The sequence below is a fragment of the Desertibaculum subflavum genome (assembly GCA_003576705.1).
Lineage (GTDB): Bacteria > Pseudomonadota > Alphaproteobacteria > Ferrovibrionales > Ferrovibrionaceae > Desertibaculum > Desertibaculum subflavum.
Window position 1 is genome coordinate 18,128 of the sequence record QOZS01000028.1, and the last position, 17,502, is coordinate 35,629.

General features: G+C 68.6%; 22 protein-coding genes. 13 read left to right on the top strand and 9 right to left on the bottom strand.

Going from position 1 to position 17,502, the window contains the following annotated elements; all coding sequences use genetic code 11:
- From DT074_RS15640 to DT074_RS15675, 8 genes are all read right to left on the bottom strand, one after another.
- A complete protein-coding gene (locus tag DT074_RS15640; protein WP_119420791.1) occupies window positions 1–438 on the bottom strand; it encodes a YqaA family protein in 438 nt (145 codons plus the stop codon).
- 34 nt (window positions 439–472) lie between these two features.
- On the bottom strand, window positions 473–895 hold the full coding sequence (locus tag DT074_RS15645) for a hypothetical protein (protein WP_119420792.1): 423 nt from the start codon (window positions 893–895) through the stop codon (window positions 473–475).
- 124 nt (window positions 896–1,019) lie between these two features.
- Window positions 1,020–1,622, bottom strand: a complete 603-nt coding sequence (locus tag DT074_RS15650; protein WP_119420793.1) for a VOC family protein — start codon at window positions 1,620–1,622, stop codon at window positions 1,020–1,022.
- Window positions 1,623–1,726: 104 nt separating this feature from the next.
- Window positions 1,727–2,335 (bottom strand): hypothetical protein, encoded by a 609-nt coding sequence (locus DT074_RS15655; RefSeq protein WP_119420794.1) that lies wholly within the window; start codon window positions 2,333–2,335, stop codon window positions 1,727–1,729.
- An 18-nt stretch (window positions 2,336–2,353) separates the two neighbouring features.
- Window positions 2,354–3,400, bottom strand: a complete 1,047-nt coding sequence (gene gtdA, locus DT074_RS15660; RefSeq protein WP_119420795.1) for a gentisate 1,2-dioxygenase — start codon at window positions 3,398–3,400, stop codon at window positions 2,354–2,356.
- Window positions 3,401–3,424: 24 nt separating this feature from the next.
- Entirely contained in the window at window positions 3,425–4,129 is a 705-nt protein-coding gene (locus tag DT074_RS15665) for a Phenylacetic acid catabolic protein (RefSeq protein ID WP_119420796.1), read from the bottom strand.
- Window positions 4,130–4,141: 12 nt separating this feature from the next.
- Window positions 4,142–5,080 carry an SDR family NAD(P)-dependent oxidoreductase gene (locus DT074_RS15670; protein WP_119420797.1) on the bottom strand — a complete coding sequence of 313 codons (939 nt, stop codon included), beginning with the start codon at window positions 5,078–5,080 and terminating at the stop codon, window positions 4,142–4,144.
- On the bottom strand, window positions 5,077–6,117 hold the full coding sequence (locus DT074_RS15675; protein WP_119420838.1) for a 2Fe-2S iron-sulfur cluster-binding protein: 1,041 nt from the start codon (window positions 6,115–6,117) through the stop codon (window positions 5,077–5,079). The genes DT074_RS15670 and DT074_RS15675 overlap by 4 nt, the downstream gene beginning before the upstream one ends.
- 664 nt (window positions 6,118–6,781) lie before the next feature.
- Here DT074_RS15675 and DT074_RS15680 point away from each other — a divergent pair.
- The 6 genes from DT074_RS15680 to DT074_RS15705 are packed head-to-tail and all read left to right on the top strand — an operon-like array spanning window position 6,782 to window position 12,407.
- Window positions 6,782–7,342, top strand: a complete 561-nt coding sequence (locus tag DT074_RS15680) for a F0F1 ATP synthase subunit delta (RefSeq protein ID WP_119420798.1) — start codon at window positions 6,782–6,784, stop codon at window positions 7,340–7,342.
- Window positions 7,342–8,871, top strand: coding sequence for a F0F1 ATP synthase subunit alpha (gene atpA / locus DT074_RS15685; RefSeq protein ID WP_119420799.1), 1,530 nt, complete (start codon window positions 7,342–7,344; stop codon window positions 8,869–8,871). The genes DT074_RS15680 and atpA overlap by 1 nt, the downstream gene beginning before the upstream one ends.
- A gap of 41 nt (window positions 8,872–8,912) precedes the next feature.
- The gene (locus tag DT074_RS15690; RefSeq protein WP_119420800.1) at window positions 8,913–9,794 is read left to right on the top strand and encodes a F0F1 ATP synthase subunit gamma; all 882 of its coding nucleotides are present in this window, start codon (window positions 8,913–8,915) and stop codon (window positions 9,792–9,794) included.
- A gap of 33 nt (window positions 9,795–9,827) precedes the next feature.
- On the top strand, window positions 9,828–11,255 hold the full coding sequence (atpD, locus tag DT074_RS15695; RefSeq protein ID WP_119420801.1) for a F0F1 ATP synthase subunit beta: 1,428 nt from the start codon (window positions 9,828–9,830) through the stop codon (window positions 11,253–11,255).
- Window positions 11,256–11,287: 32 nt separating this feature from the next.
- Window positions 11,288–11,701: an ATP synthase F1 subunit epsilon gene (atpC, locus tag DT074_RS15700; protein ID WP_119420802.1), complete on the top strand. Its 414-nt coding sequence runs from the start codon at window positions 11,288–11,290 to the stop codon at window positions 11,699–11,701.
- 34 nt (window positions 11,702–11,735) lie between these two features.
- On the top strand, window positions 11,736–12,407 hold the full coding sequence (locus tag DT074_RS15705; protein WP_119420803.1) for a DUF1444 domain-containing protein: 672 nt from the start codon (window positions 11,736–11,738) through the stop codon (window positions 12,405–12,407).
- Between the two features lie 6 nt (window positions 12,408–12,413).
- Here DT074_RS15705 and DT074_RS15710 read toward each other — a convergent pair whose 3' ends face one another.
- A complete protein-coding gene (locus DT074_RS15710) occupies window positions 12,414–13,391 on the bottom strand; it encodes a D-2-hydroxyacid dehydrogenase family protein (protein WP_119420804.1) in 978 nt (325 codons plus the stop codon).
- Between the two features lie 42 nt (window positions 13,392–13,433).
- Between DT074_RS15710 and DT074_RS15715 the strand changes: the two genes are divergently transcribed.
- From DT074_RS15715 to DT074_RS15745, 7 genes are all read left to right on the top strand, one after another.
- A complete protein-coding gene (locus DT074_RS15715; protein ID WP_119420805.1) occupies window positions 13,434–13,949 on the top strand; it encodes a prolyl-tRNA synthetase associated domain-containing protein in 516 nt (171 codons plus the stop codon).
- Between the two features lie 79 nt (window positions 13,950–14,028).
- The gene (trxA, locus tag DT074_RS15720; protein WP_119420806.1) at window positions 14,029–14,949 is read left to right on the top strand and encodes a thioredoxin; all 921 of its coding nucleotides are present in this window, start codon (window positions 14,029–14,031) and stop codon (window positions 14,947–14,949) included.
- A 10-nt stretch (window positions 14,950–14,959) separates the two neighbouring features.
- Window positions 14,960–15,634 (top strand): LON peptidase substrate-binding domain-containing protein, encoded by a 675-nt coding sequence (locus tag DT074_RS15725; protein WP_119420807.1) that lies wholly within the window; start codon window positions 14,960–14,962, stop codon window positions 15,632–15,634.
- A 22-nt stretch (window positions 15,635–15,656) separates the two neighbouring features.
- Window positions 15,657–15,872 carry a Trm112 family protein gene (locus DT074_RS15730; protein ID WP_119420839.1) on the top strand — a complete coding sequence of 72 codons (216 nt, stop codon included), beginning with the start codon at window positions 15,657–15,659 and terminating at the stop codon, window positions 15,870–15,872.
- Complete coding sequence (locus DT074_RS15735) at window positions 15,869–16,252, top strand: gamma-butyrobetaine hydroxylase family protein (protein WP_119420808.1); 384 nt, start codon at window positions 15,869–15,871, stop codon at window positions 16,250–16,252. Before DT074_RS15730 ends, DT074_RS15735 begins: the two co-directional genes overlap by 4 nt.
- Window positions 16,249–16,653, top strand: a complete 405-nt coding sequence (locus tag DT074_RS15740) for a DUF3293 domain-containing protein (protein WP_162914937.1) — start codon at window positions 16,249–16,251, stop codon at window positions 16,651–16,653. The genes DT074_RS15735 and DT074_RS15740 overlap by 4 nt, the downstream gene beginning before the upstream one ends.
- Window positions 16,650–17,501 carry an ATP-grasp domain-containing protein gene (locus DT074_RS15745; protein ID WP_162914938.1) on the top strand — a complete coding sequence of 284 codons (852 nt, stop codon included), beginning with the start codon at window positions 16,650–16,652 and terminating at the stop codon, window positions 17,499–17,501. The genes DT074_RS15740 and DT074_RS15745 overlap by 4 nt, the downstream gene beginning before the upstream one ends.
- The last annotated feature ends 1 nt before the right edge of the window (window position 17,502 follow it).

The following is a 17,502-nucleotide window of genomic DNA, read 5'->3' on the forward strand; positions in this document are numbered from 1 at the left end:
TCACAGCCACTGCTGCGCGATCGCCGCCACGACGATATAGCGGCCGGTCTTGGCGGTTGCGACCAGCAGGACGAACACGACGAAGCGTTCGCGCATCACGCCGGCGGCGACGGTCAGCGGATCGCCGATGAAGGGCGCCCAGGCGAGCAGCAGCGACCAGCGGCCGAAGCGGCGGTACCAGCCTTGCGCGCGGGCGAGGGCGGGTTCGCCGACCGGGAACCAGCGCCGGTGCCGGAAGTGCTCGACAGCGCGGCCGAGCCCCCAGTTCACGACAGCGCCGAGCGTGTTGCCGATGCTCGCGACCGCGAGCAGCGCCGCGGCCGGATAGCGGTCACCGAGCAGCAATGCGGCCAGAGCCGCCTCCGATTGCAGGGGCAGCAGCGTCGCCGCGAGGAAGGCCGCCAGGAAGAGGCCGCCATAAGCGGCGAAATCCGCCATTCGCCGCCGGCAAACGCTGCCGAAGTGACGCGCGTTACGTTGTCGGCGGGACCACCCGCAGCGCGGCCTTGTAAGGCTCGATGCGGATCGCCTCGGACTTCATGATGGCGACCCGGCGCAGCGCGGCGAGCTCGAGCTGGCCGTCCGCCGCCTTGCGGGTCGCGAACTGCCACACGGTGATCTGGCCGTGATCGGCAAGCCGCTGGGCCAGAACATCCAGCACCGCGCCGCGGCCGAGGGCGGTCGCCTCGTCGGTGCTGAGCCCGATGACGATGTCGTCCTTGGCGGAGATGACCTTGAACAGGTGATAGTCGGCGCCGGCCTGGGCGAGGACCAGCGGCCGCTCTTCGGCCAGCGCGCGCTTGGCCAGCACGGTCGCGCCGCCGACCAGGATGGTAACCGCCAGCACGGCCAGCGCCATTGCGCCGCCGAACCATACGCTCCGCTTGCCGCTCATCGCTCTTCCCCCTTGCGCCGCCCCCATGGGCTTGCGCCTTCGCGCGATGATTTACGGCCGGCGCCGCGCCCCGGCTGTGATCTACGTCATAAAGCGGCCACGGATTCTTGCGCCGCCTTCGCCATCAGGCCTTGGCGAAGACCGGCAGACCCTCGGCCTTGTCCTGAAGCGCCGCGTCACCGTCCTTCGGCAGCTCGGTCACGTAGTTCAGCGCGCCGTCGATATCGCCTTCCCATACTTCGCGCGGCAGGTCGTAGACCAGCTCGACGCCGTAGCCGTCGGGCGACTGGATGTACAGGCTGTGCGTCATGCCGTGATCAACGCGGCGGCCGAACTCGACGCCCTTCTTCTGCAGATAGGCGAGCTGGGCCAGCCAGGCCTCGCGGTTCGGGAAGGTGATGGCGATGTGGTTCACCGCGGTCGGGTTGCCGAACATGGAGAACTCCTTCGGCGGCACCACCACCGGCAGGCTCTTGTTCTCCACCAGCGCCACGTCGTGGTGCTTCAGGTTGCCGTTGTGCAGGCCGCTGTAGAACCGCATGCGCGGCGGGTTGGGGCGGCGCTCGGTCGCCTTCAGCTCGCCGACCTGGCGGAAGCCCAGCACCTCGGTCCAGAAGGCGTGCGACACGTCCATGTCGCGCACATGCAGGACGATATGGTTGACGCCGACGGGGGTGACCGGGCTCTCCGGCGCCTCGGGCTGGCGCGCCTCGCTCATGTCGTTCATGACGTTCCAACTCCCGTATTGGGTTGCCTGGGCTTATTGATTGCTTTCAACAACAATATAGCACGGCCCGGGGCCGCTGGCACCCCGGCTCGGAAACTGGGGGCTCAGAACACCCCGAAGGTGGCGCCGACGATGCCGAGCGGCCAGCGGCCGGCCTCGTAGAGGCGGAACTTGACCGCGAAGGGGTGGTCGTCGCCGGCCCCGGCGGCCAGCACCAGGGCGGCCTGGTAGCAGGCCTGGGTGGCGGCCCCGGCCGCGGCGCGGATCAGGGCCTCGTCGGCGATGCCGGCGCGGGCGGCGGCGACGGCGGCCTGGCCGTGCACCACATCGGAGGCGCGCGCGGTGACGGCGGTGAGTGCGGCCAGGATATCTTCCTCCGGCGCCTCGGCCGCGGCCTCGGCGATCAGGTTGGCGCGCAGCGCCTCCTCGGCCTCCCACCACTCGCTGTTCCAGTCGGGATTGCGGATCGCCGCCTCGGCATCCTCCCAGCTCTCGACCGGCACCACGGCGGCATGCGGGAAGCCGAGCTCGGCGCAATAGGCCTCGGCATCGGCGATCTCGCTCGGGCTCAGCGGATCGCCGAGCGAGGCGAACCACGAGACGCGGCGGACATAGGCGGCGAAGCGCAGGACCAGCTGCAGGCGCGGATGCTCGGCGGCTTCCTCCTCGCCGAATTCGTCGTCGTCGAAATCGTCGTTGGCGGGCGGGCCCATGTCGGCTTTCTCGGTAATCTACCGGTTGCCGCGGTCGTCGCGGAACAGGCCGAGCTTCTCCTGCACCGGGCGGTCGGAGAAGCTGAACAGCACGGCGTCCTCGTCCGCCTCGTGCGTGTGCCGCGCCCAGCTCGGCACCACGAAGACGTCGCGCGGGCCCCAGTCCAGCACCGTCTCGCCGATCCGGGTACGGCCCCGGCCCTCGACGGCGGTGAAGATGGTGGCGTCGGTCGAGCGATAGCCGGCGGTGGTGAAGCCCTTGGGCAAAAGCTGCATGAAGGTGCCCATGGTCGGCATCGCGTGGTCGCCGGTCGCCGGGCTGACGAAGCGCATCTTCAAGCCATGGCAGGGATCCCATTCCGCCGTCTTGCGCATCTGCTCCAGCGCCTCGCGCGATCGGGCGTAGGGATAGCTGAAGATCGGCGAGGTCGGGCGCGAGGGCTTCCAGTCCACGGGCAGCATGTTGGCGCCGTAGCGCGCCAGCGTGTCGCCGGCCGGCCGCGTGACGGGATGCGCGTCGTGGCCATAGCCCTCGATGAAGCTGGCGTCGAGCGACTGCACCAGCGGGATGTCGAGGCCGTCGAGCCAGACCATCGGCCCGTCGCCCTCGTGGCCGTGGTCGTGCCAGGTCCAGGACGGCGTGATGATGAAATCGCCCGGGCTCATATAGACGCGCTCGCCGTCGACCGCGGTGTAGCCCTTGGAGCCCTCGATGATGAAGCGCAGCGCGCTCTGCGCGTGGCGGTGCGCCGGCGCCACTTCGCCGGGCAGGATCAGCTGCAGCCCGGCATAGAGCGAGGTGGTGATGCGCGACTGGCCGGGCAGGCCCGGGTTCTCCAGGATCAGGACGCGGCGCTCGGCTTCCTTGGCGGTGATGACCTTGCCGGCCTCAAGCAGGAACGGCCGCACCTCGCCATAGCGCCACAGCGTGGCCTGGACGGGGCTCCGCGGCTCCGGCGTGATCAGCGCGCGCAGCACCTCCCAGAGCGGGGTCAGGTGGGCCGGCGCCATGCGGCGGTACAGGTCTTCGCGTTCGGGCGTGCGGGCGGGTGCCTCGGCTTCCATCGCTTCCTCCGTCGGCGCTGCAGTCTACGCCGCCGCGGGCACCTCGGGCAGCCTGAGGCCGAGTCCCTCGGTGACCTCGCGGGCGCGGACCAGGAAATCGGCCAGCATCTCCTCGTTGGAGCGCTTCTTGATGCCCCACTTGCGATAGACCTCGTTGTTCTTCGAGCCGGCGCGGCCGAAGAAGGCGGGCAGCATCGGGAAGTAGATATCGATCGCCGCCTGCACCCGCGCCTTGCCCTCCGGTGTCTTCACCAGCTCGCCGCAGAAATCCTTGCCGAACTGCGCGTGGAAGCGCTCCTCCGGCATGGTCATGCGGGCGAGGTTGCGCAAGGGGAGGAAGGTGCAGTGCGCGAGGTCCTCGACCTGCAGGATCTCGGCCAGATCGGCCAGCAGCTTGATCACGCAGAACTCCTCCCAGGTCTTCAGCGGGAACTCGAAGATCGAGAGCGGCCGCTTCTCCTTCGGCGTCATCTTGTCCGCCGGAACTCCCATCTCCTCGCCCAGCTCCTTGAAGCGGACGTGGTGGCCGTATTCCTCCATGGCGACGCGGCAGGTCAGCCACTTGGCATAGGGCGTCGGCGCCAGCTGGATCGCCGGCTCGTCGAACACCTGGGCGCCGTAGAGCTCGTTGACGGCGTGACTGATGACGAGCTTCTCGCAGGCGATGCGGAACTCGTCGGGCTGGCTCTTCAGGTCGGCGCAGGTCTTGACGACAGGGGCGGCGGTCATGGTCGGGTCTCCTCAGACGAGCGGCTCGCTCGCGAAGGCTTCGAGGTCGGTGGTGAGCGGGAGGTACTGGGTGGCAAAGCTTTGGGCGGCCGCGGCGGCGAGCGCGTCCGGCGCCCAGTCGGCATCGCCGGCGAGGCGGGCGATCGGGCGCGGCTGCGAGAACAGGAACACCTCGCGCCCGCGCACGCCGAACAGCTGGCCGGAGACCTGCGCCGCGGCGTCGGCACAGAGCCAGCGCACCACGTTGGCGACGTGTTGCGCGCCGACCTTCATCGCGCGCTCCTTGTAGGTCGCCTGCGCGTCGTTCTGCGGCTTGATCGTCTCGGTGACGCGCGTCGCGGCGAAGGGCGCGAGCGCGTTGCAGGTCACCTTGGAGCGCGCGAGGTCGAGCGCGACCACGCGGGTCAGCCCGACCAGCCCCGCCTTGGCCGAAGCATAGGCGGCCTGGCCGTAATTGCCGTAGAGCCCGGCGGTGGAGACGATGTTGACCACGCGGCCCCAGCCGCCCGGCGCGCCGCGCCCGGCCTTCTCCTGCTCGCGCAGGGCCGGCGCGGCGGCGGCGATGACGTGACGCGCGGCGGAGAGGTTGGTGCGGATCACCGCCTCCCAGTCGGCGGCCTCCGACTTGAAGATGAAGCCGTCGCGCAGGATCGCCGCGTTGTTGACCACGATGTCGATGGCGCCGAACCGCTTGATCGCCAGATCGACCGCGGCCTTGGCGGCGGAAGGGCTGGCGATGCTCTCGGTAAAGGCGACGGCGCGCTCACCCAGTTCCTTGGCGACGCTCTGAGCGACGCCGGGGGAGGCCTCGTCGCCGCCGATGCCGGTGCCGTTATCGGCGATCACCACCGAGGCACCGTCGGCATGCAGCGCAGCCGCGATCGCCTTGCCGATGCCGCGGCCGGCGCCGGTGACCAGCGCCACGCGTCCGGAAAGCGGAGCGGCGCTCATGCCGCCCCCACCTTGGCCGGCTGGGCTCCGGGCCGGTCGGCCGCGGTGTAGAAGGCATCGGCGTGGCAATGCTCCTTCTTCAGGCCGAGCTTCTGCAGCGCCGCCATGCAGGTCTCCACCATGATCGGCGGGCCGGCGAGATAGGCCTTGGCGCCGTCCAGCGTCTTGAAGTCGGCGGCGACGGCATCGGCCAGGAAGCCGGTGCGCCGGCTGGTCGGCCCGCCCGGTTCCGACAGCACCGGCGTGAAGCTGAAATTCGGGTGCTTCGCGGCCAGCGCCTGGAAGCGGTCCTCGTAGTAGAGGTCGCGCTCGGCGCGGACGCCGAAATAGAGATGGATCGGCTGCTTCAGCCCACGCGCCAGCGCCCGCTCGACGATCGACTGGATCGGCGCCAGCCCGGAGCCGCCGGCCAGCGCCACGATCGGGCCGCGATGCTCTTCCCGCAGGAAGGAGACGCCGCGCGGTCCGAATACCCGCACCGTGTCGCCGACCTTGAGCCGGCTCAGCACATGCTGCGACACGCTGCCGCCGGCGACGGCGCGAATGTGGAACTCGGCGACCGCCTGGTCGGACTGGTTCGCCATGGAGAAATCGCGCTCCGGGCAGCCATCGAACTGCACCTGCGCGTATTGCCCGGCGGAGAAAGTGAACGGCCCGCCCTGGTCGATCTTCAGGCGCACCAGGCGGATGTCGTGGGTCAGCGGCTCCAGCGCTTCGACGGTGCAGGTGAGCCGGCGCTGCGGATGCGCGGCGATCTCGTCGCCTTCCAGCCAGGCGACCTCGACATCGCTCTGCGGCATGGCGCGGCAGGCCAGGATCTGGCCGGTCGCCTTCTCCTCGTCGGTCAGGGCGAACTCGGAATAGGGGGCCAATTCCACCTCGCCGGACAGCAGGACGGATTTACAGGCGCCGCAATTGCCGGATTGGCAGCCGCATGGATAGTCGAAGCCGGCCTGGAAGGCGGCGTCCAGGATGGTCTGGCCGTCCTCTACCGCGAACGGGGCATCCAGCTGACGGACAACAACCTGATGGGCCACCAAATACCTCCCCTGGATGGCGCTTCAGAGAGTTAGTCGCGGACGCGGGGGGAGTCAAATTGTTTGGGTACCAAACAATACGTGCCGCTCAGAATCAGAAAAAGCCCCTGGCCGGAGACCGGCCAGGGGCACGTCAATACCTGACGATGGAGACGGAGGGCCCGGGTTAAGGGGGGAAGCACCCGGGCCCGGATGACCGATGCACGCACCAAGGGGGGAAGTGCGCCGCGACCGAAGCCACGGGATCGATCACCTGAGGAACAGATGGGGATCGGGTTCGGTTCCGGCAAGCCCCCTTGGAACAATTCCAGGCAAGAAGTCGTGAGCGATTCGGGCGCCGCCGCCGGGCGCCGGGCCGCGGCACGGCGCCGCGCTCGAGGCGGGTTGGTAACTTCGCGTTAACCACAACCCGGCGCGAGTCGTTTCCGGAACGTCCCGGGCTCGCGTCTAGATGTTGTGCCGAGGGGGCCGGGTATCGAGGGCGCGGCGGCGTCGCGTCGCACCGTATGATGTTGCGCGCGCGAAAGGCGCGTGATAATTCCCGCGCCGTCTTCGGGGCGGGGTAGTCCGGACGCGCGTCTTCGCAGCCGCATCCAGCGGCGCGTGAGTCGATAAAGCCAGTGAGCCCGTCCTACCTGACAGATCATTCGGGAACGAATTCGACGTGTCCGCCGAACTCTCCACCGTATCCGGCATTGCCGGGCGTTATGCGACAGCGCTGTTCGAGCTGGCGCTGGAATCCAAGTCGCTCGACGTCGTCGGTCGCGAGCTCGATCGCCTTGGCCGGCTTGTCGACGAGGTTCCCGATCTGAAGCGTCTCGTGCGCAGTCCGCTGGTGCAACGCGACGACCAGCTGCGCGCCATGACCGCGGTGCTGCGGGCGGCGGGCTTCGGCGAATTGGTGCGCCGGTTCATCGGCGTGGTCACCCGCAACCGTCGCCTGTTCGTGCTGCCGCAGATGATCCGCGATTTCCGCACCCTGGTCGCGCGGCACAAGGGCGAGACGGTGGCGCGCGTGGTCGCGGCGACGCCGCTCTCCGACCGTCAGGTCGATCAGTTGAAGAGCGCCTTGAAGGAGGCGCTGAAGCGCGACGTCGCGGTCGACGTCGCGGTGGATCCCGCCCTGATCGGCGGGCTTACGGTCAAGGTCGGCTCGCGCCTGGTTGACGCTTCCGTGCGCTCCAAGCTGCAGTCGCTCAAAGTCGCCATGAAAGGGGTTGCGTGATGGACATCCGCGCCGCGGAAATCTCCGAGATCCTCAAGAAGCAGATCGCCAATTTCGAGGCCGAGACCGAGGTCTCCGAGGTTGGACAGGTGCTCTCCGTCGGCGACGGCATCGCCCGCATCTATGGTCTGGACAGCGTCCAGGCCGGCGAGATGGTCGAGTTCGACGACGGCACCAAGGGGATGGCGCTGAACCTCGAGATCGACAATGTCGGCGTCGTGATCTTCGGCGACGACCGCGCCATCAAGGAAGGCGCGCAGGTGAAGCGCACACAGGCGATCGTCGATGCGCCGGTGGGCAAGGGTCTGCTCGGCCGCGTGGTCGATGCGCTCGGCAACCCGATCGACAACAAGGGCCCGATCGCCGCCGCCGAGCGGCGCCGCGTCGAGGTGAAGGCGCCCGGCATCATCCCGCGCAAGTCGGTGCACGAGCCGATGCAGACCGGCCTCAAGGCGCTCGACGCGCTGGTGCCGGTCGGCCGCGGCCAGCGCGAGCTGATCATCGGCGACCGCCAGACCGGCAAGACCGCCGTCGCCATCGACACCATCATCAACCAGAAGAAGATCAACGCCGAGGGCGACGAGAAGAAGAAGCTCTACTGCATCTACTGCGCCATCGGGCAGAAGCGCTCGACCGTGGCGCAGGTGGTGAAGACGCTCGAGGATTACGGCGCGATGGAATACACCGTCGTGGTCGCCGCCACCGCCTCCGAGCCGGCGCCGATGCAGTATCTCGCGCCCTACACGGCCTGCACCATCGGCGAGTATTTCCGCGACAACGGCATGCATGCCGTCATCATCTACGACGACCTGTCCAAGCAGGCGGTCGCCTATCGCCAGATGTCGCTTCTGCTGCGCCGCCCGCCGGGCCGCGAGGCCTATCCGGGCGACGTGTTCTACCTGCATTCGCGCCTGCTCGAGCGCGCTGCGAAGCTGAGCGACAAGAATGGCTCCGGTTCGCTCACCGCGCTGCCGGTGATCGAGACCCAGGCCGGCGACGTCTCGGCCTACATCCCGACCAACGTCATCTCCATCACCGACGGCCAGATCTTCCTCGAGACCGACCTGTTCTACCGCGGCGTCCGGCCGGCGATTAACGTCGGCCTGTCGGTCAGCCGCGTCGGCTCGGCGGCGCAGATCAAGGCGATGAAGCAGGTCGCCGGCTCGATCAAGCTCGAGCTCGCCCAGTACCGCGAGATGGCGGCCTTCGCCCAGTTCGGCTCCGACCTGGACGCTTCCACCCAGCGCCTGCTTAACCGCGGCGCGCGCCTGACCGAGCTGCTGAAGCAGTCGCAATATCAGCCGATGCCGGTCGAGGAGCAGGTGGTGTCGATCTTCGCCGGCGTGCGCGGCTATCTCGACACCATCGATACCGGCGCGGTCACCCGGTTCGAGGAGACCTTCCTCGCCGAGGTGCGGGCCAAGCACGGCGCCATCCTGCAGGCGATCCGTACCGAGCAGCAGATCACGCCCGATACCGAGACGAAGCTGAAGTCGATCCTCGACGGCTTCGTCAAGACCTTCGCCTGATCCCCGTAAGCGCCAGCCAGACGAGCGGACGTCCTTAAGCGATGCCCAGCCTCAAATCGCTCCGCCTGCGGATCGCCAGCGTCAAGTCGACGCAGAAGATCACCAAGGCGATGAAGATGGTCGCCGCCTCCAAGCTGCGCCGCGCGCAGGAGGCGGCCGAGCAGGCGCGCCCCTATGCCGAGCGCATGGAGCGGATGCTGGTCTCGCTCGCCGCCAGCCTGCCCAGCGCCGACGACGCGCCGCGGCTGCTCGGCGGCACCGGCAGCGACCAGACGCATCTGCTGGTGGTGGCGACCGGCGAGCGCGGTCTGTGCGGCGCGTTCAACTCGTCCATCGCGCGCGCCGCGCGGCGCAAGGCGCAGGAGCTGCTGGGTCAGGGCAAGACGGTCAAGATCCTCTGGGTCGGCCGCAAGGGCCGCGATAACCTGAAGCGCGATCTGGCCCGCAATATCGTCGACGGGTTCGACTTCTCGAAGGTGAAGCGCGTCGGCTTCGTCGAGGCGGCGCAGGTCTCCGACAAGATCCTCTCCCTGTTCGCGCATGGCGAGTTCGACGTCTGCACCATCTTCTTCAACACCTTCAAGTCGGTCATTTCGCAGGTGGTGACGGAGCGCCAGCTGATCCCGCTGGCGCTGCCGGAAGCGACGGCGTTGCCGGATCTCGGCGGCGCCATCTACGAGTTCGAGCCGGACGAGACGGAGATCCTGGAGCAGCTGCTGCCCCGCAATCTCGCCGTGCAGGTGTTCCGCGCCATGCTGGAGAACAACGCCTCCGAGCAGGGCGCGCGCATGTCGGCCATGGACAACGCGACGCGCAATGCGGGCGAGATGATCAACAAGCTGACGCTCGTCTACAACCGCACGCGCCAGGCCATGATCACCAAGGAACTCATCGAGATCATTTCCGGCGCTGAGGCGGTCTGACCGCCCCCCGGCCCTGACAGGAGCACGACCCAAATGGCCAGCAACGTTGTCGGTAAGATCACCCAGGTCATCGGCGCCGTGGTGGACGTACAGTTCGAGCAGGGGCAGCTGCCGGCGATCCTGAACTCGCTGCACGTCAAGCTGCCCGGCCGCACCCTGGTGCTGGAAGTGGCGCAGCATCTCGGCGAGAGCACGGTCCGCACCGTTGCCATGGATTCGACCGACGGCCTGGTGCGCGGCACCGAGGCGACCGATACCGGCGACGCCATCTCCATGCCGGTCGGCCCGGAGACCCTGGGCCGCATCCTCAACGTGATCGGCGAGCCGGTCGACGAGCGCGGCCCGGTCAATGCCAAGACCAGCTGGCCGATCCATCGACAGGCGCCGAAATTCGAGGACCAGTCGACCGAGCAGCAGATCCTGGTCACCGGCATCAAATGCGTCGACCTGCTGGCGCCCTACGCCAAGGGCGGCAAGATCGGCCTGTTCGGCGGCGCCGGCGTTGGCAAGACCGTGCTGATCATGGAGCTGATCAACAACATCGCGAAGACCCACGGCGGCTACTCGGTGTTCGCCGGCGTCGGCGAGCGCACCCGCGAGGGCAACGACCTCTATCACGAGATGATCGAATCGGGCGTCATCAAGCTGGACGGCCCGGGCTCCAAGGTGTCGCTGATCTACGGTCAGATGAACGAGCCGCCGGGCGCCCGCGCCCGCGTCGCGCTGTCGGGCCTCACCGTCGCGGAGTACTTCCGCGACCAGGAAGGCCAGGACGTGCTGTTCTTCGTCGACAACATCTTCCGCTTCACCCAGGCGGGCTCGGAAGTGTCGGCGCTGCTCGGCCGCATCCCCTCGGCGGTGGGCTATCAGCCGACCTTGGCTACCGATATGGGCCAGCTGCAGGAGCGCATCACCTCCACCAACAAGGGCTCGATCACCTCGGTGCAGGCGATCTACGTGCCCGCCGACGACCTGACCGATCCGGCGCCGGCGACCTCGTTCGCCCACTTGGACGCGACGACCGTGCTGTCGCGCCAGATCGCCGAGCTCGGCATCTATCCGGCTGTCGATCCGCTCGACAGCACCTCGCGCATGCTCGACCCGCGCATCGTCGGCGAGGAGCACTACAAGGTTGCCCGCGAGGTGCAGCGCATCCTGCAGACCTACAAGTCGCTGCAGGACATCATCGCCATTCTGGGCATGGACGAGCTTTCGGAAGAGGACAAGCTGGTCGTGGCCCGCGCCCGCAAGATCCAGCGCTTCCTGTCGCAGCCCTTCGACGTGGCGCAGGTCTTCACCGGCTTCCCCGGCGTGCAGGTGCCGCTCGACCAGACCATCCGCTCGTTCAAGGAGATCTGCGAGGGCAAGCACGACCACCTGCCGGAATCGGCATTCTACATGGTCGGCACCATCGACGAGGCCATTGCCAAGGCCAAGAAGATGGCGGCCGAGGCGGCCTGAGCTTAGGTTAGGGGCCGGATCGGAGAGCGGACGTGGCCGACAAGGTGACATTCGAATTGGTCTCGCCGGAGCGCGTCCTGCTCTCGGTTGAGGCCGAGATGGTGGTGGTGCCGGGCTCGGAGGGCGATTTCGCCGTCCTGGCGGGACATCAGCCGACCATATCCGCGCTGCGCCCCGGCTCGATCGACGTCTACGAAGCGGGCGATCGCATCTCCAGCCGGATCTTCGTCGCCGGCGGCTTGGCGGAGGTCTCGCTCGACCGCCTGACCGTCCTGGCCGAGGCGGCCGAGCGGTTCGAGAGCGTCGACCGTGCCGCGCTGGGCCAGCGCATCGCCGAGGCGACGGAGGCGATCGAGGATGCCGGCGCCGACGAAGTGAAGCGCGACGCGGCCGAGACTCGCCTCGCCTACCTGCAGCACATCGTCGAAACCAACACGGTTAACTGAGCGTTAAGCAAGCCGACCTTAAAGGGGGACCAGGATGCTTATCGCTCACGCGACTCGGACTCTGAGTCTGACTCTGGCCCTGGTGCTCGGCATCGGGATCCAGGCCCACGCCGCCGATCCCGCCGCCGCCGAAGCCGAGAAGCTGGCCCGGATCGCCCCCGCCGCTGCGCCGGCCATCCGCGCCGACCGCATCGTGCCGCTGCTCCGCACCAAGCTCTGGCTCGACCGTGCGACCTGGGAGACGCCGCCGGACGCCATGCCGTCGCACCAGCCGCTCACCGACTCGCTCTTCATCGTCTTCGCCGAGGATACCGGCCTGATGGTGCGCCCGCTGGTGCAGCGGGAGGTCAGGGCGCTGGGCCTGGCGCCGGCCGACCTGCGGCGGCTTGCCGTCGCCAACCTGCGCCAGATGCTGCCGGCGCCGGAAGTGAAGCGCACCGGCGGCGCCAAACTCGTCATCACGCCGACCGGCTATGGCGCGAGCCGCATCCTGCTGGACGAGTTCTGGCGCGAGCAGCGCTTCCGGGGCGAGCCGGTCTTCGCACTGGCGACGCACGACATGATCGTGGTGGCCGACAGCACCGACCCGCAGGCGATGGAGACCGCCAAATCGGTCGCCGGCAATTTCTTCAAGAGCTATCCCTTCGCCATCTCCGGCGCGCTCTTCGTCCGCCGCGGCGATCAGTTCACCAGCTATCCACGCTAATCGTCGTCAGCGCGCCACGAAGCCCGGGCCGTTGAGCAGGCGGAGCGGCTTGCCGTCGAGCCAGGCCAGGATGTTCTCGATGCTGTCGTTGTAGAACAGCTGCAGCGTGTCGTCGGTGACATAGCCGAGATGCGGCGTCAGCACGACATTGTCGAGCCGGCGTATCGGATGGTCCGGCGGCAGCGGCTCCTCGCCATAGACGTCGAGACCGGCGCCGGCGATCCGCTTTTGCTGCAAGGCCTCGAGCAGCGCCGCCTCGTCCACGATCGGCCCGCGCGCGGTGTTGATCAGCCAGGCGGTCGGCTTCATCAGGCCGAGCTCGCGCGCGCCGACCAGGCCGCGGCTCCGCTCGCCCAGCACGACATGGATGCTGACCACGTCGGAGGTGCGGAACAGCTCGTCCTTGTCGACCCGCGTGGCGCCGGCCTCGGCGGCCTTCTCAGGCGTCAGGTTCGGGCTCCAGGCCACCACCTCCATGGCGAAGGCACGGGCGATCTCGGCGACGCGGCGCCCCAGCCGGCCGAGGCCGACAAGGCCCAGCCGGCGGCCGTGCAGGGTCATGCCGACGGTGTTCTGCCAGGTGCCTTCGCGCATCTTCCGGCTCTCGAAGGCGATATGCCGCATGCCGGCCAGCATCAGGCCGAAGGTCAGCTCCGGCGTGCCCTGGTGGCCATGCGGCTCCGGCCGCGTGCAGGAGACCGGGATGCCGCGCGCATTGACGGCCGCATAGTCGATGGTGCGGTTGTGCGGCCCCGTCGCGGCGATGAATTTGAGGTTGGGCAGCCGCTCGATCAGGGCCGCCGGCATCGCCATGCGCTCGCGCAGCAGCACCACCGCGTCGAACGGCTGCAGCTCGCGCGCCGCCTCATCCGGCACCTTCAGGTGGCGGTCGAACACGGTGACCTCGGCCTGCGCCTTGACCTTCGACCAGTCGGCGAAGCGGAGCGCGAAGTTCTGATAGTCGTCCAGGATGGCGATCTTCATGCGGCGTTTCCCCTCGGCGTTTCTGCCAGTATACGTCGGCCCATGCAGGACGCGCCCCAGATCCCGCCGGCCGAGGCCCGGCTGATCCAGTTTCTCGACAGCCTCGGCATCGCCAGCACCACGCGGCGGCACCCCCCGGTGCACACTGTGGAGGAGGCCAAGGCGCTGCGCGGCAACATCCCGGGCGCCCATTGCAAGAACCTGTTCCTGAAGGACAAGAAGGACCAGCTCTGGCTGGTGGTGGCGCTGGAGGAGTGCCCCGTCGATCTCAAGTCGCTGGACAAGCGGATCGGCGCCGCCCGGCTCTCCTTCGGCAAGGCAGAGCTGCTGCGCGAGGTGCTGGGGGTGGAACCGGGCTCGGTCACGCCCTTCGCGCTGCTGAACGACCGCGAGCGCCGGGTGCGGGTGGTGCTGGACCGGGGGATGATGGCGATGCGCCCGCTCAACTATCATCCCATGCACAATGCTGCCACGACCACGATCCAGCCCGAGGATCTGCTGCGCTTTCTTGCCGCGACGGGGCACGAGCCGCTGACTATCGACCTTGCCGGCGCCTGAAGCCCGCTTGCATCCCTGGGAATCGACGCCATTTCTAGGCTACCATCCCACCTGAATTGCGAGATCCGAGGAACGCCAGATGCAGCCCAATCCCGCCGAGACCGGCGCCGTGCCGACCGACGGCCTGATCAAGGACGCCGACATCACCACGTTCATGAACGACGTGGTCAATGCGTCCCTGCAGACCCCCGTCATGGTCGATTTCTGGGCCCCCTGGTGCGGGCCGTGCAAGACATTGACCCCGATCCTGGAAAAGGTGGTCACGGCGGCCGGCGGCAAGGTGAAGCTGGTCAAGGTGAACATCGACGATCCGAAGAACCAGCCGCTGGCCCAGCAGATGCGGATCAGCTCGATCCCGGCCGTCTATGCCTTCAAGCGCGGCCAGCCGGTGGACGGGTTCATGGGCGCGCTGCCGGAAAGCCAGGTGAAGCAGTTCGTCGCCCAGCTGATCGGCGGCGCCGTCGGCCCGACGCCGGCGGAGGCGCTGCTAGCCGAGGCCAAGGCGGCGCTGGAGCAGGGCGACGCCCCGACCGCGCAGGAGATCTTCCAGGAGCTGCTGCAGATCGACCCGGCGAGCCCGGATGCGCTGGCCGGTCTTGCCAAAATGGCGATCGAGGCGGGCGAATTCGATGCGGCGCGCGAGCTGCTCGACAAGGTGCGCTCCGAGCACGGCAAGCATGCCGAGGTGCAGAGCGCGCGGGCGGCGCTCGACGTGGCCGAGCAGGCCACCCGCAATGCCGGCCCCGTGGGCGAGCTGCGCGCCAAGGTGGCCGAGAACCCGGCCGACCACCAGTCGCGCTTCGACCTCGCCATGGCGCTCTATGCCGCCGGCGAGCGCGCGGCGGCGGTCGACGAGCTCCTGGAGGTCGTGCGCCGCGACCGCAAATGGAACGACGACGGCGCCAGGAAGCAGCTGGTGCAGTTCTTCGAGGCGATGGGCTTCAACGACCCGCTCTCGGTGGACGGGCGCAAGCGCCTGTCGCAGCTCCTGTTCCGCTGAGCGGCGACACGTGAGCCGCGACACGCGCATTCCGGGCTTCGAGGAGCTGCCGCGGGCGCTGCCGATCTTTCCGCTCGCCGGCGCGCTGCTGCTGCCGAGCGCGCCGCTGCCGCTCAACATCTTCGAGCCGCGCTACCTCGCCATGACGCGCGACGTGCTGGGCAGCCACCGCCTGATCGGCATGGTGCAGCCGACCGATCCCGCGGCGGAAGGCAAGCACCCCGAGACCTACCGCATCGGCTGCGTCGGCAAGGTCGTTCGCTTCGAGGAGACCAACGACAACCGTTTCCTGATCATGCTGCTCGGGGTCGTCCGCTTCGAGGTGATCGAGGAGCTGGATGTGACCACGCCCTACCGTCAGGTGGTCGCGAGCTATGGAAGCTTCCGGGGCGATCTGACCGACGAGGATCCGACCGCCGAGAAGGTCGACCGCGCCGGATTCATCGCGGCGTTCAAGAGCTACAGCGACCGGCTCGGCCTGAAGGCGAACTGGGACGAGGTGGACAAGGCGCCGGTGGCGCCGCTGGTCAACGCGCTGGCGGTCGCCTGCCCGTTCGAACCGAGCGAGAAGCAGGCGCTGCTGGAGGCGCGGGACCTCGCGGCGCGCGCCGAAGCCATGCTCGTCATGATGCGCATGGCCGATGGGCCGCATCAGCCCGGCGGCAAGCGGCCGACTTTGCAGTAGGCGGATCTCGATGGGGATGGCGATGGCCGATCAGCCGGCTTGGCAGAGCGTGGACCCGAAGCTCTTGGAGATCCTGGTCTGTCCGGTGACGCACGAGACCTTGAGCTATGACCGCGAGCGGCAGGAGCTGGTCGCGGTGAAGGCGCGCCTCGCCTATCCGATCCGCGACGGCATACCGATCATGCTGCGCGAGGAAGCGCGCCATCTCGACGAGCCGGCGCCCCCGGCCGGGACATGAACGCGCGCCGCTACGACGCGGCCGGCCGGCCGTTCCCAACCGAGATCCGGTTGCGCAAGGAAGACAAGGTCCTGGATGTCAGCTTCGAGAGCGGCGAGAAGTTCTCGCTACCCTGCGAGCTGCTGCGCGTCGAGAGCCCCTCGGCGGAAGTGCAGGGCCATGGGCCGGGACAGCGCACGCTGGTCGCCGGCCGGCGGCATGTGAACATCATCGCCATCGAGGCGGTCGGCAACTACGCCGTGCGGCTGGTCTTCGACGACCTGCATGATACCGGCATCTTCTCCTGGGAATATTTCTACGAGCTCGGGCTCGACAAGGACGCCAAGTGGCAGGCCTATCTCGACGCGCTGGCGAAGCAGGGCAAGAGCCGCGATCCGTGAGCCTGGAGCGCGCCTATCGCGACGCCCGTTATGTCGCGGCGCTGCCGGAGGGTGAGGAAGTTTTGGCCGTGGGCCAGGCGAGCGGCGCCCTGGACCGGCTTCTCGCCACGCACGGCGTCGCGACCGCGGCGCGGCTGACGGCGGCCAATCCCGGCAGCGGCCGCGAGCTGGCGGCGGCGGTCAACGCGGCGGCCAATGAGAAGCTCGCGGCAGACCTCGATCGCCTGGGGGACGCGCGGCTTCCCTGCCGCTCCGCCGGGCCGGCCGGCGAGTGGCCGGAGGAGGGTTTCCTCGCGCTCGGCCTCAACCGGGCGGAGGCAGATCGCCTCGCGCGACGGTATGGGCAGAAAGGCTATCTCTGGATCGAGGCCGGCCGGCCGGTCGTGCTGGTGATGATGTGATCGTCTTCGCCACCTGCAACCGATTTCCCGATCCGACGCCGAGCCTCGATCTGCTGCTGAAGGCGCTGCAGGCCGACGGCGTCGACGCGGGCTTCCATCCCTGGAACCACGCCGACCAACGCCCGTTCGGCGCGGCCGACATCGTGCTGCCCATCTGCTGCTGGGACTACCAGCCGGAGGTCGCGCGCTTTCGCGCCTGGATCGACGGGCTCGACGCAGCCGGCGTTGCGCTGCTCAATCCGGCACCGCTGCTGCGCTGGAACCTGCGCAAGACCTATCTTCTGGATCTGGCAGCGTCGGGCCTCGCCGTGCCGCGGAGCTTTCAGCTCGCATCGGCGACGCCCGAGGCGATAGAGGCGCATCTGCGCCGCCAGGGCTGGCAGAGCGCGGTGCTGAAGCCGGTTTCCGGCCAGGGCGGCGCGGGCGTGCTCAAGCTCGATCTCGCCGACCGCGCCGGCTGGGATCTCGGCGAGCAGCTCGGCGCCGAGGCGTTGCTGCAGGCCGTCCATCCCGAGATCGCCGCGCTCGGCGAGATCACGCTCGTCTTTGTCGATGGCGAGTTCTCGCACGCGGTCCAGCGCCGCCTGCAGCCCGGCGAATGGCGCGCCAACCATCAATACGGTGTCAGCGTGGAAGCCGCTTCGGTCGACGCCGGCCTGATCGCGACGGCGCGGCGCTATCTCGACGCGGCGCCCTCGCTGCCCTTCTATGCGCGGGTCGACGGCCTGGCTCGGCCGGACCGCTTCCTGCTGATGGAGCTGGAGGCTGTCGAGCCCTACTTCTATTTCGAGCTGGTGCCGGGCACGGCGGAGCGCTTCGCCGCAGCGCTCAAGCGGCGCCTGCGCTAGC

Excerpts from the sequence above, each read along its gene's own strand:
- DT074_RS15640 (WP_119420791.1), bottom strand. The coding sequence starts at position 438 with ATGGCGGATTTCGCCGCTTATGGCGGCCTCTTCCTGGCGGCCTTCCTC.
- DT074_RS15645 (WP_119420792.1), bottom strand. The coding sequence starts at position 895 with ATGAGCGGCAAGCGGAGCGTATGGTTCGGCGGCGCAATGGCGCTGGCC.
- DT074_RS15650 (WP_119420793.1), bottom strand. The coding sequence starts at position 1,622 with ATGAACGACATGAGCGAGGCGCGCCAGCCCGAGGCGCCGGAGAGCCCG.
- DT074_RS15655 (WP_119420794.1), bottom strand. The coding sequence starts at position 2,335 with ATGGGCCCGCCCGCCAACGACGATTTCGACGACGACGAATTCGGCGAG.
- gtdA (WP_119420795.1), bottom strand. The coding sequence starts at position 3,400 with ATGGAAGCCGAGGCACCCGCCCGCACGCCCGAACGCGAAGACCTGTAC.
- DT074_RS15665 (WP_119420796.1), bottom strand. The coding sequence starts at position 4,129 with ATGACCGCCGCCCCTGTCGTCAAGACCTGCGCCGACCTGAAGAGCCAG.
- DT074_RS15670 (WP_119420797.1), bottom strand. The coding sequence starts at position 5,080 with ATGAGCGCCGCTCCGCTTTCCGGACGCGTGGCGCTGGTCACCGGCGCC.
- atpA (WP_119420799.1), top strand. The coding sequence starts at position 7,342 with ATGGACATCCGCGCCGCGGAAATCTCCGAGATCCTCAAGAAGCAGATC.
- DT074_RS15690 (WP_119420800.1), top strand. The coding sequence starts at position 8,913 with ATGCCCAGCCTCAAATCGCTCCGCCTGCGGATCGCCAGCGTCAAGTCG.
- atpD (WP_119420801.1), top strand. The coding sequence starts at position 9,828 with ATGGCCAGCAACGTTGTCGGTAAGATCACCCAGGTCATCGGCGCCGTG.
- DT074_RS15705 (WP_119420803.1), top strand. The coding sequence starts at position 11,736 with ATGCTTATCGCTCACGCGACTCGGACTCTGAGTCTGACTCTGGCCCTG.
- DT074_RS15710 (WP_119420804.1), bottom strand. The coding sequence starts at position 13,391 with ATGAAGATCGCCATCCTGGACGACTATCAGAACTTCGCGCTCCGCTTC.
- DT074_RS15715 (WP_119420805.1), top strand. The coding sequence starts at position 13,434 with ATGCAGGACGCGCCCCAGATCCCGCCGGCCGAGGCCCGGCTGATCCAG.
- trxA (WP_119420806.1), top strand. The coding sequence starts at position 14,029 with ATGCAGCCCAATCCCGCCGAGACCGGCGCCGTGCCGACCGACGGCCTG.
- DT074_RS15730 (WP_119420839.1), top strand. The coding sequence starts at position 15,657 with ATGGCCGATCAGCCGGCTTGGCAGAGCGTGGACCCGAAGCTCTTGGAG.
- DT074_RS15735 (WP_119420808.1), top strand. The coding sequence starts at position 15,869 with ATGAACGCGCGCCGCTACGACGCGGCCGGCCGGCCGTTCCCAACCGAG.